The sequence below is a fragment of the Mycobacterium sp. genome, from assembly GCF_035570115.1.
GTDB lineage: Bacteria > Actinomycetota > Actinomycetes > Mycobacteriales > Mycobacteriaceae > Mycobacterium.
Genome location: NZ_DATMLH010000202.1, coordinates 1 through 13,263, shown reverse-complemented (window position 1 = coordinate 13,263; position 13,263 = coordinate 1). Strand labels below are relative to the sequence as shown.

General features: G+C 66.0%; 15 protein-coding genes. 11 read left to right on the top strand and 4 right to left on the bottom strand.

The features are described from left to right. From VNW74_RS18185 to VNW74_RS18150, 8 genes are all read left to right on the top strand, one after another. The coding region (locus VNW74_RS18185; RefSeq protein WP_325679280.1) for an NlpC/P60 family protein at positions 1 to 250 on the top strand (250 nt) is incomplete at its 5' end. 15 nt (positions 251 to 265) lie between these two features. After that, entirely contained in the window at positions 266 to 985 is a 720-nt protein-coding gene (gene ripB, locus VNW74_RS18180; RefSeq protein ID WP_325679278.1) for an NlpC/P60 family peptidoglycan endopeptidase RipB, read from the top strand. Positions 986 to 1,218: 233 nt separating this feature from the next. Beyond that, positions 1,219 to 2,352 carry a MoxR family ATPase gene (locus VNW74_RS18175; RefSeq protein ID WP_325679276.1) on the top strand — a complete coding sequence of 378 codons (1,134 nt, stop codon included), beginning with the start codon at positions 1,219 to 1,221 and terminating at the stop codon, positions 2,350 to 2,352. Beyond that, entirely contained in the window at positions 2,349 to 3,302 is a 954-nt protein-coding gene (locus VNW74_RS18170; RefSeq protein ID WP_325679273.1) for a DUF58 domain-containing protein, read from the top strand. The genes VNW74_RS18175 and VNW74_RS18170 overlap by 4 nt, the downstream gene beginning before the upstream one ends. 46 nt (positions 3,303 to 3,348) lie before the next feature. Beyond that, positions 3,349 to 4,356, top strand: a complete 1,008-nt coding sequence (locus tag VNW74_RS18165) for a VWA domain-containing protein (protein WP_325679271.1) — start codon at positions 3,349 to 3,351, stop codon at positions 4,354 to 4,356. 74 nt (positions 4,357 to 4,430) lie between these two features. Beyond that, a complete protein-coding gene (fabG1, locus tag VNW74_RS18160; protein ID WP_325679269.1) occupies positions 4,431 to 5,186 on the top strand; it encodes a 3-oxoacyl-ACP reductase FabG1 in 756 nt (251 codons plus the stop codon). Between the two features lie 40 nt (positions 5,187 to 5,226). After that, positions 5,227 to 6,036, top strand: a complete 810-nt coding sequence (gene inhA, locus VNW74_RS18155) for an NADH-dependent enoyl-ACP reductase InhA (RefSeq protein ID WP_325679267.1) — start codon at positions 5,227 to 5,229, stop codon at positions 6,034 to 6,036. Between the two features lie 22 nt (positions 6,037 to 6,058). Beyond that, the gene (locus tag VNW74_RS18150) at positions 6,059 to 7,099 is read left to right on the top strand and encodes a ferrochelatase (protein WP_325679265.1); all 1,041 of its coding nucleotides are present in this window, start codon (positions 6,059 to 6,061) and stop codon (positions 7,097 to 7,099) included. Between the two features lie 7 nt (positions 7,100 to 7,106). Here VNW74_RS18150 and VNW74_RS18145 read toward each other — a convergent pair whose 3' ends face one another. Further along, positions 7,107 to 7,964 (bottom strand): hypothetical protein, encoded by an 858-nt coding sequence (locus VNW74_RS18145; RefSeq protein WP_325679263.1) that lies wholly within the window; start codon positions 7,962 to 7,964, stop codon positions 7,107 to 7,109. A gap of 58 nt (positions 7,965 to 8,022) precedes the next feature. On the opposite strand from VNW74_RS18145, the gene VNW74_RS18140 reads away from it, so the two are divergent. Genes VNW74_RS18140 through VNW74_RS18130 form a run of 3 tightly spaced genes read left to right on the top strand, consistent with a single transcriptional unit; the run spans position 8,023 to position 9,989 of the window. Continuing rightward, positions 8,023 to 8,457: an NfeD family protein gene (locus VNW74_RS18140; protein WP_325679261.1), complete on the top strand. Its 435-nt coding sequence runs from the start codon at positions 8,023 to 8,025 to the stop codon at positions 8,455 to 8,457. A gap of 28 nt (positions 8,458 to 8,485) precedes the next feature. Beyond that, complete coding sequence (locus VNW74_RS18135) at positions 8,486 to 9,631, top strand: SPFH domain-containing protein (protein ID WP_325679259.1); 1,146 nt, start codon at positions 8,486 to 8,488, stop codon at positions 9,629 to 9,631. Between the two features lies 1 nt (position 9,632). Further along, the gene (locus VNW74_RS18130) at positions 9,633 to 9,989 is read left to right on the top strand and encodes a DoxX family protein (RefSeq protein WP_325679257.1); all 357 of its coding nucleotides are present in this window, start codon (positions 9,633 to 9,635) and stop codon (positions 9,987 to 9,989) included. Positions 9,990 to 10,505: 516 nt separating this feature from the next. On the opposite strand, the gene VNW74_RS18125 is transcribed toward VNW74_RS18130, so the two are convergent. The 3 genes from VNW74_RS18125 to feoB form a co-directional block, all read right to left on the bottom strand. Continuing rightward, positions 10,506 to 11,267, bottom strand: coding sequence for a TVP38/TMEM64 family protein (locus VNW74_RS18125; RefSeq protein WP_325679255.1), 762 nt, complete (start codon positions 11,265 to 11,267; stop codon positions 10,506 to 10,508). Between the two features lie 47 nt (positions 11,268 to 11,314). After that, positions 11,315 to 11,893 (bottom strand): NifU family protein, encoded by a 579-nt coding sequence (locus VNW74_RS18120; protein WP_325679253.1) that lies wholly within the window; start codon positions 11,891 to 11,893, stop codon positions 11,315 to 11,317. Next, positions 11,890 to 13,263, bottom strand: a 1,374-nt coding sequence (gene feoB / locus VNW74_RS18115; protein ID WP_325679251.1) for a ferrous iron transporter B, incomplete at its 5' end; no start/stop codon positions are given. The genes feoB and VNW74_RS18120, both read right to left, overlap by 4 nt.

The window sequence follows — 13,263 nt, the reverse complement described above, 5'->3', positions numbered from 1 at the left end:
GTTCGCCGGGGTGGGCATCAAGCTGCCGCACTACTCGGGTTCGCAGTACAACCTGGGCCGCAAGATCCCCTCTTCGCAGATGCGCCGTGGCGACGTGATCTTCTACGGCCCCGGCGGCAGTCAGCACGTGACGATCTATCTCGGCCAGGGCCAGATGCTCGAGGCGCCCGACGTCGGGTTGAAGGTCCGGGTCGCACCGGTTCGCACCAGCGGTATGACGCCCTACGTGGTCCGCTACATCGAGTACTGAGCGGTGAAAGGATTTATGCGCCGCTGGTCGAGGAACGCCAACGGGTTGCACCGGGCCGGGCTGGTCTGGTCGATAGTGGTTGCACTCGGTCTGCTGATCGGTCTGGCCGATCCGGCCCGTGCCGAGGACGGCCAGTGGGATCCGACTCTGCCGCCGACCATCAGCGCGGGCGCGCCGGGCGACCCGGTGGCGATCGCCAACCAATCCCTGCAGGCCACTGCCAACGCCACCCAGACCACGCTCGACCTAGGGCGGCAGTTTCTCGGCGGGCTCGGACTCAACCTGGGCGGCAGCGGCAGCACCAGCCCCAACGGGATACCGCGGGTGTACGGGCGACAGGCGGTCGAGTACGTGATTCGCCGCGGATCCTCGCAGATGGGATTGCCGTATTCGTGGGGCGGCGGCACGCCGAATGGCCCGAGCAAGGGCGTGGACTCCGGCGCGAACATCGTCGGCTTCGACTGCTCGGGACTGGTTCGGTACAGCTTCGCCGGGGTAGGCGTGCTTCTGCCGAGGTTCTCGGGTGACCAATACAACGCCGGTCGCCATATCCCGCCGTCTCAGGCCAAGCGTGGTGACCTCATCTTCTACGGCCCGGGCGGCGGCCAGCATGTCACCATCTACCTGGGCAATGGCCAGATGTTGGAGGCGTCGGGCAGCGCCGGCAAGGTTACCGTCAGCCCGGTGCGAAAAGCCGGGATGACGCCGTTCTTGACCCGGATCATCGAGTACTGAACCGGTTGTGGTGTGCTTCAGGGGGACTTTGCGCTCGCCGTTCGGGCAGGATGAGATGGTCCGGTTCCTCAGCAGACCGTTCCACGGTCTGCATCGTCGCCGGACAGGTCACGTCGACGGAATCCGGGTGGCCTGGAATAGTTGAGCGGGGGCACGCACCTGCCCCGCGACGTTCGTCGTGCGAGCAGTCGTGTCTGATCACGTTTTGGAGGTTAAGTCGTGGAGGGTAATCGATGACATCAGCAGGCGGGCCGCCCCCGGGCGCCGGCGATTACTCGGGTCCGGGCGCACACGCGACGGCCCCTGCGCACGCGGCGCCATCCGGTGGCGGCAATGGACTGGCTGCCGAGGTGCACACCCTGGAACGCGCCATCTTCGAAGTCAAGCGGATCATCGTGGGCCAAGACCAGCTCGTGGAGCGAATGCTGGTCGGGCTGCTGTCCAAGGGCCACGTGCTGCTCGAGGGTGTGCCCGGCGTCGCCAAGACGCTGGCGGTGGAGACCTTCGCGAAGGTGGTCGGCGGGACGTTCGCCCGCATCCAGTTCACCCCTGACCTGGTGCCCACCGACATCATCGGTACTCGCATCTACCGGCAAGGCAAGGAAGAGTTCGACACCGAACTCGGCCCGGTGGTGGTCAACTTCCTGCTCGCCGACGAGATCAACCGTGCTCCGGCCAAGGTGCAGTCGGCACTGCTGGAGGTCATGCAGGAACGCCAGGTGTCGATCGGTGGCAAGAGGTTCCCGCTGCCTAACCCGTTCCTGGTGATGGCGACGCAGAACCCGATCGAGCACGAGGGCGTCTATCCGCTGCCCGAGGCGCAGCGGGACCGCTTCCTTTTCAAGATCAACGTCGGGTATCCCTCGCCGGAAGAGGAGCGGGAGATCATCTACCGGATGGGCGTGACGCCGCCGCAGGCCAAGCAGATCCTGAACACGGGCGACCTGCTGCGGTTGCAGGGGATTGCCGCGAACAACTTCGTTCACCACGCGCTGGTTGACTACGTGGTGCGCGTCGTCATGGCCACCCGCTATCCCGAGCAGCTCGGCATGAACGACGTCAAGAGCTGGATCTCGTTCGGTGCTTCGCCACGGGCCTCGCTCGGCATCATCGCCGGCGCGCGGTCGCTGGCGTTGGTGCGCGGTCGCGACTACGTGATCCCGCAAGACATCGTTGAGGTCATTCCCGACGTGCTGCGGCATCGGTTGGTGCTCACCTATGATGCGCTCGCCGACGAAATCTCAGCGGAAATCGTCATCAACCGGATTCTGCAGACCGTCGGTATGCCGCAGGTGAATGCTGTTCCGCAACAAGGCCATTCGGTACCGCCAGCGATGCAGGCCGCGGGCGCGGCTAGCGGTCGGTGACCGATCCCAAAGAGCCGGCGGTGGTCCACCCGCCGTCGATGCAGCGCGGGCAGATCGACGACCCGAAGCTGTCGGCGGCGCTGCGCACCCTCGAACTCACGGTTAAACGCAAGCTCGACGGTGTCCTGCACGGCGACCACCTCGGCCTGATCCCGGGTCCGGGTTCCGAGCCGGGGGAGTCGCGCGAGTATCAGCCGGGTGACGACGTCCGGCGAATGGACTGGGCGGTCACCGCGCGCACCAACCACCCGCATGTCCGGCAGATGATCGCCGATCGCGAGCTGGAGACCTGGCTGGTGGTCGATATGTCGGCCAGCCTGGACTTCGGCACAGCCGTGTGCGAGAAACGCGACCTGGCGGTGGCCGCCGCGGCCGCTATCACGTTCCTCAATAGCGGTGGCGGAAACCGGCTCGGCGCGCTGATTGCCAACGGAGAGAAGACTACTCGGGTGCCGGCGCGCTCCGGACGCCAGCATGAGCAGACCCTGCTGCGCACCATCGCCACGATGCCGAAAGCACCGGTGGGGGTGCGGGGGGATTTGGCGGTGGCCATCGACGCGCTGCGCAGGCCGGAACGCCGGCGCGGGATGGCCGTCATCATCAGCGATTTCCTCGGCCCGATCAACTGGATGCGTCCGTTGCGGGCCATCGCGGCTCGCCACGAGGTGCTCGGCATCGAGGTGCTCGATCCACGCGATGTCGAATTGCCCGACATCGGCGACGTCATCTTGCAAGACGCCGAATCCGGTGTCACCCGCGAGTTCACCATCGACGAGCAGCTGCGCGATGACTTCGCCAAGGCGGTCGTGGCCCATCGTGCCGACGTGGCCCGCACCATGCGCAGCTGCGGAGCGCCGCTGTTGTCGCTGCGCACCGACCGGGACTGGATCGCCGACATCGTCCGTTTTGTCGAATCCCGCCGCCGCGGGTCACTGGCGGGGCGCCAGTGACGCGCGTCTTTCCCGGCAAGGGCGTACACCTCAAGACGGGTTCGCTATGACATTGCCGTTGCTCGGGCCGATGACGCTGTCCGGTTTCGCCCACGCCTGGTTTTTCCTGTTCCTGCTGGTCGTTCTCGGACTGGTGGCGCTCTACATCATCGTGCAGGTGGCCCGCCATCGGCGGATGCTGCGCTTCGCCAACATGGAACTGCTGGAAAGTGTTGCCCCCAAGCAGCCCACCCGGTGGCGTCACCTGTCGGCGATCCTGCTGGTATCCGCGATGGTGCTGCTGACGATCGCGATGGCCGGACCGACCCACGATGTGCGAATCCCACGCAACCGCGCGGTCGTCATGCTGGTCATCGACGTCTCGCAATCGATGCGGGCCACCGACGTCGAACCCAACCGGATGGCCGCGGCCGAAGCAGCCGCCAAGGAATTCGCCGGCGAGCTGACCCCCGGTATCAACCTCGGGCTCATCGCCTATGCCGGGACCGCGACGGTGCTGGTGCAACCGACGACCAACCGGGACGCGACCAAAGTCGCGTTGGACAAGTTGCAGTTCGCCGACCGCACCGCCACCGGGGAGGGCATCTTCACCGCGCTGCAGGCCATTGCCACCGTGGGCGCGGTGATTGGCGGCGGCGACACGCCGCCACCGGCGCGGATCGTGTTGTTCTCCGACGGCAAGGAAACGATGCCGACCAACCCGGACAACCCCAAGGGAGCCTTCACCGCGGCGCGCACCGCCAAGGACCAGGGCGTGCCGATCTCGACGATCTCGTTCGGCACCCCATACGGTTTCGTCGAGATCAATGGGCAGCGTCAGCCGGTCCCCGTCGACGACAGCACGATGAAGAAAGTCGCCGAGCTGTCCGGCGGAAACCATTACGGCGCCTCTAACTTGCAGGAGCTCAAGGAGGTCTACGCGTCGCTGCAGCAGCAGATCGGCTACGAGACGATCCGCGGTGACGCCAGCGTCGGTTGGCTGCGGCTGGGCTCGCTGGTACTGGCGCTGGCCGGGCTGGCGGCCCTCCTGATCAACCGGCGGCTGCCGACCTGACGTTCGGCCGGGCCCGGGCCAACATGCGAGGGGCAGATTGCAGTCCTGCTGCACCGAGGCGATAAGTTGGCCAGGTGACTGAGGTAGCCACCGAGCCCGCCGCCGACAGCGGTAAACCCGCATTCGTGTCCCGTTCGGTGCTGGTGACGGGCGGAAACCGGGGGATCGGTCTGGCGATCGCGCAGCGGCTGGCCGCCGACGGCCACAAGGTGGCCGTCACACACCGCGGATCCGGGGCGCCCCACGGGCTGTTCGGCGTCGAGTGTGACGTCACCGACAACGCCGCCGTCGATCGCGCCTTCAAAGAGGTCGAGGAGCACCAGGGTCCGGTCGAGGTACTGGTGTCCAACGCCGGCCTGGCCGCGGACGCGTTCCTCATGCGAATGACCGAGGAGAAGTTCGAGAAGGTCATCGACGCCAACCTCACCGGGGCGTTTCGGGTGGCTCAGCGGGCATCGCGCAGCATGACCAAGAAGCGGTTCGGCCGGATGATCTTCATCGGTTCGGTCTCCGGCTCCTGGGGTATCGGCAACCAGGCCAACTACGCAGCCTCCAAGGCCGGTGTGATCGGCATGGCCCGCTCGATCGCCCGGGAGCTGACAAAGGCCGGGGTGACCGCCAATGTGGTGGCCCCGGGCTACATAGACACCGATATGACCCGCGCGCTGGATGAGCGGATTCAAAAGGGGGCACTGGAATTCATCCCGGCGAAGCGGGTCGGCACCGCCACCGAGGTCGCCGGGGTGGTCAGCTTCCTCGCGTCGGAGGATGCCAGTTACATCTCGGGTGCGGTGATCCCGGTCGACGGCGGCATGGGCATGGGTCACTGACGGACTGACCTGACCCTCACCCCAGGAAATAAGGACGGATATGGCGGGACTGCTCGAAGGCAAACGGATTCTGGTCAGCGGAATCATCACCGACGCATCGATTGCGTTTCATATCGCACGGGTGGCCCAGGAAGAGGGCGCTCAACTGGTGCTGACCGGGTTCGACCGGCTGCGGCTGATCCAGCGCATCGCCGACCGGCTACCGGAGAAGGCCCCGCTGATCGAACTCGATGTGCAAGACGAAAAGCACCTGGCCACGTTGGGCGAACGGGTGAAAGAAGTGATCGGCCAGGACAACAATCTCGACGGTGTGGTGCACTCGATCGGCTTCATGCCGCAGAGCGGGATGGGCATCAACCCGTTCTTCGACGCCCCTTACGAGGATGTCTCCAAGGGGATCCACATTTCCGCGTACTCCTATGCCTCGCTGGCCAAAGCGCTGTTGCCGATCATGAACCCCGGCGGCTCTATCGTCGGCATGGACTTCGACCCGAGCCGGGCGATGCCGGCCTACAACTGGATGACGGTCGCCAAGAGTGCGCTGGAGTCGGTCAACCGATTCGTGGCGCGTGAGGCAGGAACGTATGGCGTGCGGTCAAATCTTGTTGCTGCAGGCCCGATTCGGACATTGGCCATGAGCGCGATCGTCGGCGGCGCGCTCGGTGACGAGGCTGGTGCCCAGATACAGCTGCTCGAAGAGGGCTGGGACCAGCGCGCGCCCATCGGCTGGAACATGAAGGACGCCACGCCGGTCGCAAAGACGGTATGTGCGCTGCTCTCCGAGTGGCTGCCGGCGACCACCGGCACGATCGTCTACGCCGACGGCGGCGCCAGCACGCAGTTGCTTTAAACGCAGATTGCTCCGGGCGCTAATGGATTTCGACGCGGTTCTGCTGCTGTCGTTCGGTGGGCCGGAAGGGCCCGAGCAGGTTCGGCCGTTCCTGGAGAACGTCACGCGTGGTCGCGATGTGCCGCCCGAACGCCTCGACCATGTCGCCGAGCACTACCTGCACTTCGGTGGGGTGTCGCCGATCAACCAGATCAACCGGGCGTTGATCGCCCAAATGCGCGCAGAACTCGTCCAGCGCGGTTTGGACCTGCCGGTCTATTTCGGCAATCGCAACTGGGAGCCCTACGTCGAAGACACCGTCGTGACCATGCGCGACAACGGTATTCGGCGCGCGGCGGTGTTCACCACGTCGGCATGGAGCGGTTATTCCAGCTGCACGCAGTATGTCGAGGACATTGCCCGGGCTCGCCGGGCGGCCGGGCCCGACGCGCCCGAATTGGTGAAACTGCGCCCCTACTTTGACCACCCGGGTTTCGTGCAGATCTTTGCCGACACCATCGGTGCGGCCGCCGGCGCCTTACCCGCTGAGCTGTTCACCGAAGCGCGGGTGGTGTTCACCGCGCATTCGATCCCGGTGGTCGCCGACCAGCGTTGCGGCCCGCAACTGTACAGCCGCCAGGTCGCTTATGCCGCAAGGCTGGTCGCAGCGGCCGCCGGATACCGCGATTTCGACCTGGTCTGGCAGTCGCGATCGGGTCCACCCCAAGTGCCATGGCTGGAGCCCGATGTCGCCGAACACCTTTCGGCATTGGCTGCGGCGGGGACCAAGGCTGTCATCATCTGCCCGATAGGGTTTGTCGCCGATCACATCGAGGTGGTGTGGGATCTCGACCAGGAGTTGCGATCCCAGGCCAAGGCGGCGGGCATGGCGTTCGTGCGGGCCTCTACACCTAATGCCGACCCGCGATTCGCCCATATGGCCGTGGACCTGATCGACGAATTGCGTTATGGCCGTGCGCCTGCCCGGGTGACCGGACCCGATCCGGTGCCCGGCTGCGCGGCCAGCGTCAACGGCGAGCCATGCCGTCCGCCGCACTGCGTCGCCAACGACCGTCCGGCCTGATCGGAGGCTAGGCCTGCCAGGCGGCATGCAGAATCGCGCTGAGCGCGGCCATTCTCGCCGACCGCACCACGGCGGCGAGTGGACGCAGCGCATCGGTGGCGATCTGGGCCTCCGACAACGACTGCGTTCCGATGCGGGTCAGCCCCGCACTGACGGTGATGATCGCATCGACATGTGCGGCGTTCTCCAGCACCCGCAAGGCGCGCGACGGCGCGGGCTCGGGAACTTGGTGTTGCCGCGCGGATTCCAGCAGCTGCTCGACGAGCCCGCGCGGATCGTCGACGTCGACGCCGCTGGTACCCAGCCCGATTGTGGTCAGCGCGTCGGCGGCGGATCGCACCGCCAGCCGGAGCGCGTATTCGGCCTCACCCAACTCCATGCGGTCGATGACCGGGGCATCCGGCAGGGAGTACACCGTCCAGGACATCGCGCATAGTTCGGGTACGGCGAGTTCGTCGTCAGATTCGTCATATCCGAATTCGGGCACCAGGCCCACGGCCACACCGGGATCGTCGGGATTGCCGACAATCAGTGCTTCTCCTACGGTCAAAGCATCCCGCTCGAACTGTGTGCCTGCCGCTAACCCGCGGACGTCGCCCGGAACTGGCAGCACCACCGTGATCGAGGATGCGCCCGTCGACGGCCGGCCGGCAGCTGTCCGCAGCGTCTTCAGCAGTGACACCACACCTGCGTCGTGCACGTCCGGCCATGGTAGTCCGGTGTGACCCGCCGCGACAGCATCGTATGCGGTGACCGATTGTATTGGTGCCCAACAGGATAACGCATCGAGGACGTCGTCGGGCGCGGCCTTGCCGGCAAGCCAGGCGTTGGCCCAGGCCGAGAGCGTTGCGCTGGGGCACCACATGGTTTCGCAGTCTAGTTGTTCGCCGTGGCAAAGGCCGCTCACAGGATATCCTGGCGGCATGCCTGCGGCCGTGATCTGGCTGATCGTCGCACTGGCGCTGGCCGGCGCGGAGGCGCTGACCGGCGATATGTTCTTGCTCATGCTCAGCGGCGGTGCGCTGGCGGCAGCCGGTTCCAGTTGGCTGCTGGACCTGCCGGTCTGGACCGACGGGGCGGTCTTCCTGGTGATTTCGGTCCTTCTTCTGCTGCTGGTCCGGCCTGCGCTGCGGCGGCGGCTGACCCCCGCCAAGGACCTGCCGACCGGCGTCAAGGCGCTGGAGGGTAAAAACGCGCTGGTCCTGGACCGCGTTGCCCGCGACGAAGGTCAGGTGAAATTAGGCGGCCAGGTGTGGACAGCGCGGCCGTTGAATGAGGGCGATGTCTTCGAACCCGGCGAGCTGGTGACCGTCATGCATATCGACGGGGCCACCGCAGTGGTCTGGAGGAACCCGTAATACCTCTGGAGCAATAGGAGAAATTCAGATGCAAGGTGCAGTTGCCGGTTTGTTTTTGCTGGCTGTCCTAGTGATCTTCGCCGCCATCGTGGTGGCCAAGTCGGTGGCGCTGATTCCGCAGGCTGAAGCGGCGGTGATCGAACGGCTGGGCAGATACAGCCGCACGATTAGTGGCCAGCTAACCCTGTTGGTTCCGTTCATCGACCGTGTCCGCGCCCGGGTGGACCTGCGTGAGCGGGTTGTGTCGTTCCCGCCGCAGCCGGTGATCACCGAGGACAACCTCACGCTCAACATCGATACCGTGGTGTACTTCCAGGTCACCAATCCACAGGCCGCGGTCTATGAGATCAGCAACTACATCGTTGGCGTCGAGCAACTCACCACCACCACGCTGCGCAACGTCGTCGGCGGTATGACGCTGGAGCAGACCCTGACATCCCGCGACAAGATCAACGGCCAGTTGCGCGGCGTGCTCGACGAGGCGACCGGCAGGTGGGGGCTGCGGGTGGCACGGGTGGAATTGCGCAGCATTGACCCACCGCCGTCGATCCAGGCGTCGATGGAAAAGCAGATGAAGGCCGACCGGGAGAAGCGGGCGATCATTTTGACCGCTGAGGGGAGCCGGCAGGCCGCGATTACAGAGGCCGAAGGTGCCAAGCAAGCCCAGATCCTGGCCGCCGAAGGTGCCAAGCAGGCCGCGATCCTGGCCGCCGAGGCCGACCGGCAATCCCGGATGTTGCGGGCGCAGGGTGAGCGAGCCGCGGCCTACCTCCAAGCTCAGGGCCAGGCCAAGGCGATCGAGAAGACGTTCGCCGCAATCAAGGCCGGTCGGCCCACCCCGGAGATGCTGGCGTATCAATACCTTCAGGTGTTGCCGCAGATGGCGCGGGGCGATGCCAACAAAGTGTGGGTAGTGCCCAGCGACTTCGGAACGGCGTTACAAGGTTTCACCAAGCTGCTCGGCGCTCCGGGTGACGACGGGGTGTTCCGATTTGTGCCATCACCGGTCGACGAGCAAGCGGCGAAGCACGCGAAGGACGACGATGACGACATGGCCGACTGGTTCTCCACCGAGACCGACCCGGCACTCCTGCAGGCGGTGGCCAAAGCCGAGGCCGACGCGCATAAGCCGGTGGAAGGCACCTTCGCGCCGCCGCCCCAACTGAATCAGTGACATGAGCGCTCTGACTTCGCCGAAAACGTATGCGGCGCTTGCGGCGTTCCAGGCCGCCGACGCGGTCGCGTGCGCAATCCCGGTGCCTCCAATCGCAAAAGCCTTAGACGCGCTGGACATCCCACAAAATATTCGGTGGCTCCTTCCGGCATCCAAAGCCGCCTCGGTGGTCGGTCTGCTCGCGGCCAGCAGGATCCCGGCGTTGGCGCGGCTGACCACGGCGATGCTGACGCTGTACTTTGCGCTAGCGGTCGGCGCACACCTGCGCGCACGCGACCGAATCGTGAATGCCGTTCCAGCGGCGTCGTTTTTGGTCACCTATGCGCTGCTGACGGCCAAGGGGCCGGCTCGGCCTTAGCCGCAGGCCTGCGGACGCGGTGAGGCCGACGTGTCGCGCGGCGAGAGAAAGCTCGGACCGGTCAGCCCGGCGGTGCGGCTGGGTGGCACTGCGGCGGGTATACCGGCACCCCACCGCCGCCCTTAGGACCTCCCGGCCCCTGGCGCCCGCCTTGCCAGCATTTTTTGGCTGGAGTGCCCGCCGGCGGAGCCGGATTCGGATTCGGTTGGCAGGTCGGGCATGGCGGGGCCGGGTCCAACGGGGCAGCGTTGACTTGTCCTGTCCCGCCCGCCAGCGTCGCTATGCCAACACCGACCGCGATCCGTGCCGCAGCGGCTAAGCGTTTACCGTCCATTCCTGTTTTCCTCCCAGACTCTCACCACGGTGACTAACGGCTCCCGGGCGGCTGGGCTCGGACGCATGGTCGCAACGGCAAACAGCGACGCCGTTGTCTCGACGCTGCGAATTGCTACGCCTCTTGAGTGTAGGCCGAAATCACTGGTCGCGCTGGATATGCGCGGCGGAGCGAAAGGTCGGTTACCCGCGAAGCGCCGGCTCGCCCGCGGCGTCGATTTCCGCCGCCGGTGCAGTTTTATGCCGCCGGTGGTGCCGTATTTCGTAGGCCAACAACGCCAGCCCGACGATGCCGGTGCACAGCGACACCAGAAACAGCAGCGGGCTGACGTGACCGGTGAGCGCATCGCCCAAGATCACCACAGCCACTGTCCCGGGAAGGACACCGGCCAACGTTGCCAACGTGTAGGGCAGCACACGGATCGCTGAGGCGCCGACGGCATAGTTCAGTACCGAAAACGGCACTGCGGGGATCAGTCGCAGCGACATGACGGCAATCCAGCCGCGGTCGCGCAACCGGCTGTCGAGCGTCTCGACGGCCTGGTGGCGAACCAGGCGGCTGAGCTGCCAGCCGGCCGCCCGAACCAACACCAGCGCAATCAGCGCGCTGGCCGTGCTGGCCACCACCGCCAGCGTCACTCCGAGCAGCGGCCCGAATAGCAGACCGGCCGCCAACGTGAACGCAGTGCGGGGGAAGGGGAATACCGTCACCACGATGTGGGCGGCCAGAAAAGCCAGCGGAAACCACGGGCCCAACGACGTCGCCCAGTCCCGCATCTGCACCGCGGTGGGCAGCGGAACCAGCAGCGCCACGGCGATCATGATGGCGATCACCGCACCCGTGACGACCATCCGCCGCCTGGACACCTGACGCGTCGTCGCGACGACTGCGGCGGCCAGGCCGCGCAGCGCGTCGGTAATTCTGCTGGTGGCGTCCGCCGTCACGGGATTCAAGAGTACGGCCCACCGGTGAATAACGCGTGGCAGCTACGTCAGCGGACCAGCAACGACAGCAACTTCCTACCCAATGGCATTGCAGCCGACCTGTTTTCGCTCACAACAGTCACCTGTTGACCTGCCCGGCGGCGCAGTTCGCGCTGTAGCTTGTCGTGCAGGGTGGAGCCCGCGGCCAGGCACCCGTGGCACGCGCCCGACATCCGAACGGTCACGGTCTCGCCGACCACCGAAATCAATTCGATCGACCCGCCGTGGGATTCGGCGAGTGCGCCGATGGGACCGGCGAGTAGCTCCGCGGCGACTGCTGCCAGCTGCGAGGTGTTATCTGAGGCGTCAACTCGCCATCCGGCCGGATTCAGCAGGGCGTCGCTGAGTGCCTGGCGGACGTCATCGCCCAGCTCTCGCCAGCCATTGCCGGCGCTGAGGGTGATCAACACTTCGCCTTTCTTCGAGTCGGTGCGGACCACCATCTCGTCGATCACCCCGCTATCCAGCAAGGCGCCGAGACGGCCAGGGGCGTGGCGGACGGTGCCGGCAGGCGGCACGCCTTCGGCAGCGATCACCCAGCGCACCTGTTGCGGGTCCGCGGTGGCGGTGGCGTGCAGGGGAATCATGCGCCCAGGCCTACCGCAATCGACCGGGCGACAAACGCCATCACCCACGCGAGGACAAACATGTAGGAGAACGCGAACGCCGGCCATCGCCACGAGTTGGTCTCGCGGCGCATCACCGCGATGGTCGACATGCACTGCAGGGCGAACATGAAATAGATCATCAGCGCGATGACGGTCGGTGCGGTGAATACCCGTTGGCCGTGATTGTCGGTCATGGTGGCCAAGGCTTGACGCGGATTGCCAGGGTCTGTCGCCGCCGACACCTCGCCCAGGGTGGAGACGAACACTTCGCGCGCCGAGAGCGAACCGAGCAGGGCGATATCGGTGCGCCAGTCGAAGCCCAGCGGTGTGAACACCGGCGCGATAGCCCTGCCGACGTCGGCCGCGTAACTGTGGTTCATGACATAGGCGGTCGAGTGGGTCGGGGACAGCCCCCGGGTTTCCGCCTCGCGAAGCGGCAGATTGAGCAGCGCCCACAGGATCAGAGACGTGGCCAGGATGATGGTTCCCGCCTTACGCAAGAACACCTTGGCCGCGCTCCACATCGCGGCCAGCATCGCCTGTGGGGATGGGAGTCGGTAGGGCGGAAGCTCCATGGTGAACGGCAGCACATCACCGCGCAGTATCGTGGACTTGACCAGCAACGCAGCGATCAGCGCGGAAATCCCGCCGCCCAGGTAGAGCAGGAACATCGTGACGCCCTGTGCGTCGAGCCCGCACCATCGCGTTTGCGGCGCCACCAGCAGACCGACCAGCAACGTGTACACCGGCAGCCGGGCCGAGCAGGTCATCAGCGGTGCGGTGACGATGGTCGCGATCCGGTCGCGCGACGACGGCAACGTCCGGGTGGCCATGATGCCCGGGATCGCGCAGGCGAACGACGAGAGCATCGCGACGAAGGCGCGGCCCTCCAGCCCGGTCTTGGCCATCACCCGGTCCATTAAGAACGCCGCCCGCGACATGTAGCCGATGTTCTCCAGAAACGCGAGCAGCAGGAACAGCAACACGATCTGCGGGATGAACTGCAGCACGGTGCCGACTCCGCCGATAATCCCCTGGCCGAGCAGACCTCGGATGATCGGATTACCGATGTGCTCGGCAACCTGGCTGCCCAGCCAGGTGAGCGCCCGGGCGATCCCGTCCCGCAGTGGCGCGGCGGCGGTGAACAGGACCTGAAAGAACCAGAACATCACGGCGAAAAAGATGACGGTGCCCCACAGCGGGTGCAACAGCACCCGGTCGATCCGGCGGGTACGCCGATCTGGTTGCGGTGCAACGTAATCAGCCGCGTCGAGCACCGACTGCCCCCAGGCGTCGATGGCTTGCTCGCCGGACGGGGGAAGGATCGGCGGGCGTTGCCACTGGTCGAA

Coding starts and splice junctions, on each gene's coding strand:
- ripB (WP_325679278.1), top strand. CDS start 266: ATGCGCCGCTGGTCGAGGAACGCCAACGGGTTGCACCGGGCCGGGCTG.
- VNW74_RS18175 (WP_325679276.1), top strand. CDS start 1,219: ATGACATCAGCAGGCGGGCCGCCCCCGGGCGCCGGCGATTACTCGGGT.
- VNW74_RS18165 (WP_325679271.1), top strand. CDS start 3,349: ATGACATTGCCGTTGCTCGGGCCGATGACGCTGTCCGGTTTCGCCCAC.
- inhA (WP_325679267.1), top strand. CDS start 5,227: ATGGCGGGACTGCTCGAAGGCAAACGGATTCTGGTCAGCGGAATCATC.
- VNW74_RS18150 (WP_325679265.1), top strand. CDS start 6,059: ATGGATTTCGACGCGGTTCTGCTGCTGTCGTTCGGTGGGCCGGAAGGG.
- VNW74_RS18145 (WP_325679263.1), bottom strand. CDS start 7,964: ATGTGGTGCCCCAGCGCAACGCTCTCGGCCTGGGCCAACGCCTGGCTT.
- VNW74_RS18140 (WP_325679261.1), top strand. CDS start 8,023: ATGCCTGCGGCCGTGATCTGGCTGATCGTCGCACTGGCGCTGGCCGGC.
- VNW74_RS18135 (WP_325679259.1), top strand. CDS start 8,486: ATGCAAGGTGCAGTTGCCGGTTTGTTTTTGCTGGCTGTCCTAGTGATC.
- VNW74_RS18130 (WP_325679257.1), top strand. CDS start 9,633: ATGAGCGCTCTGACTTCGCCGAAAACGTATGCGGCGCTTGCGGCGTTC.
- VNW74_RS18120 (WP_325679253.1), bottom strand. CDS start 11,893: ATGATTCCCCTGCACGCCACCGCCACCGCGGACCCGCAACAGGTGCGC.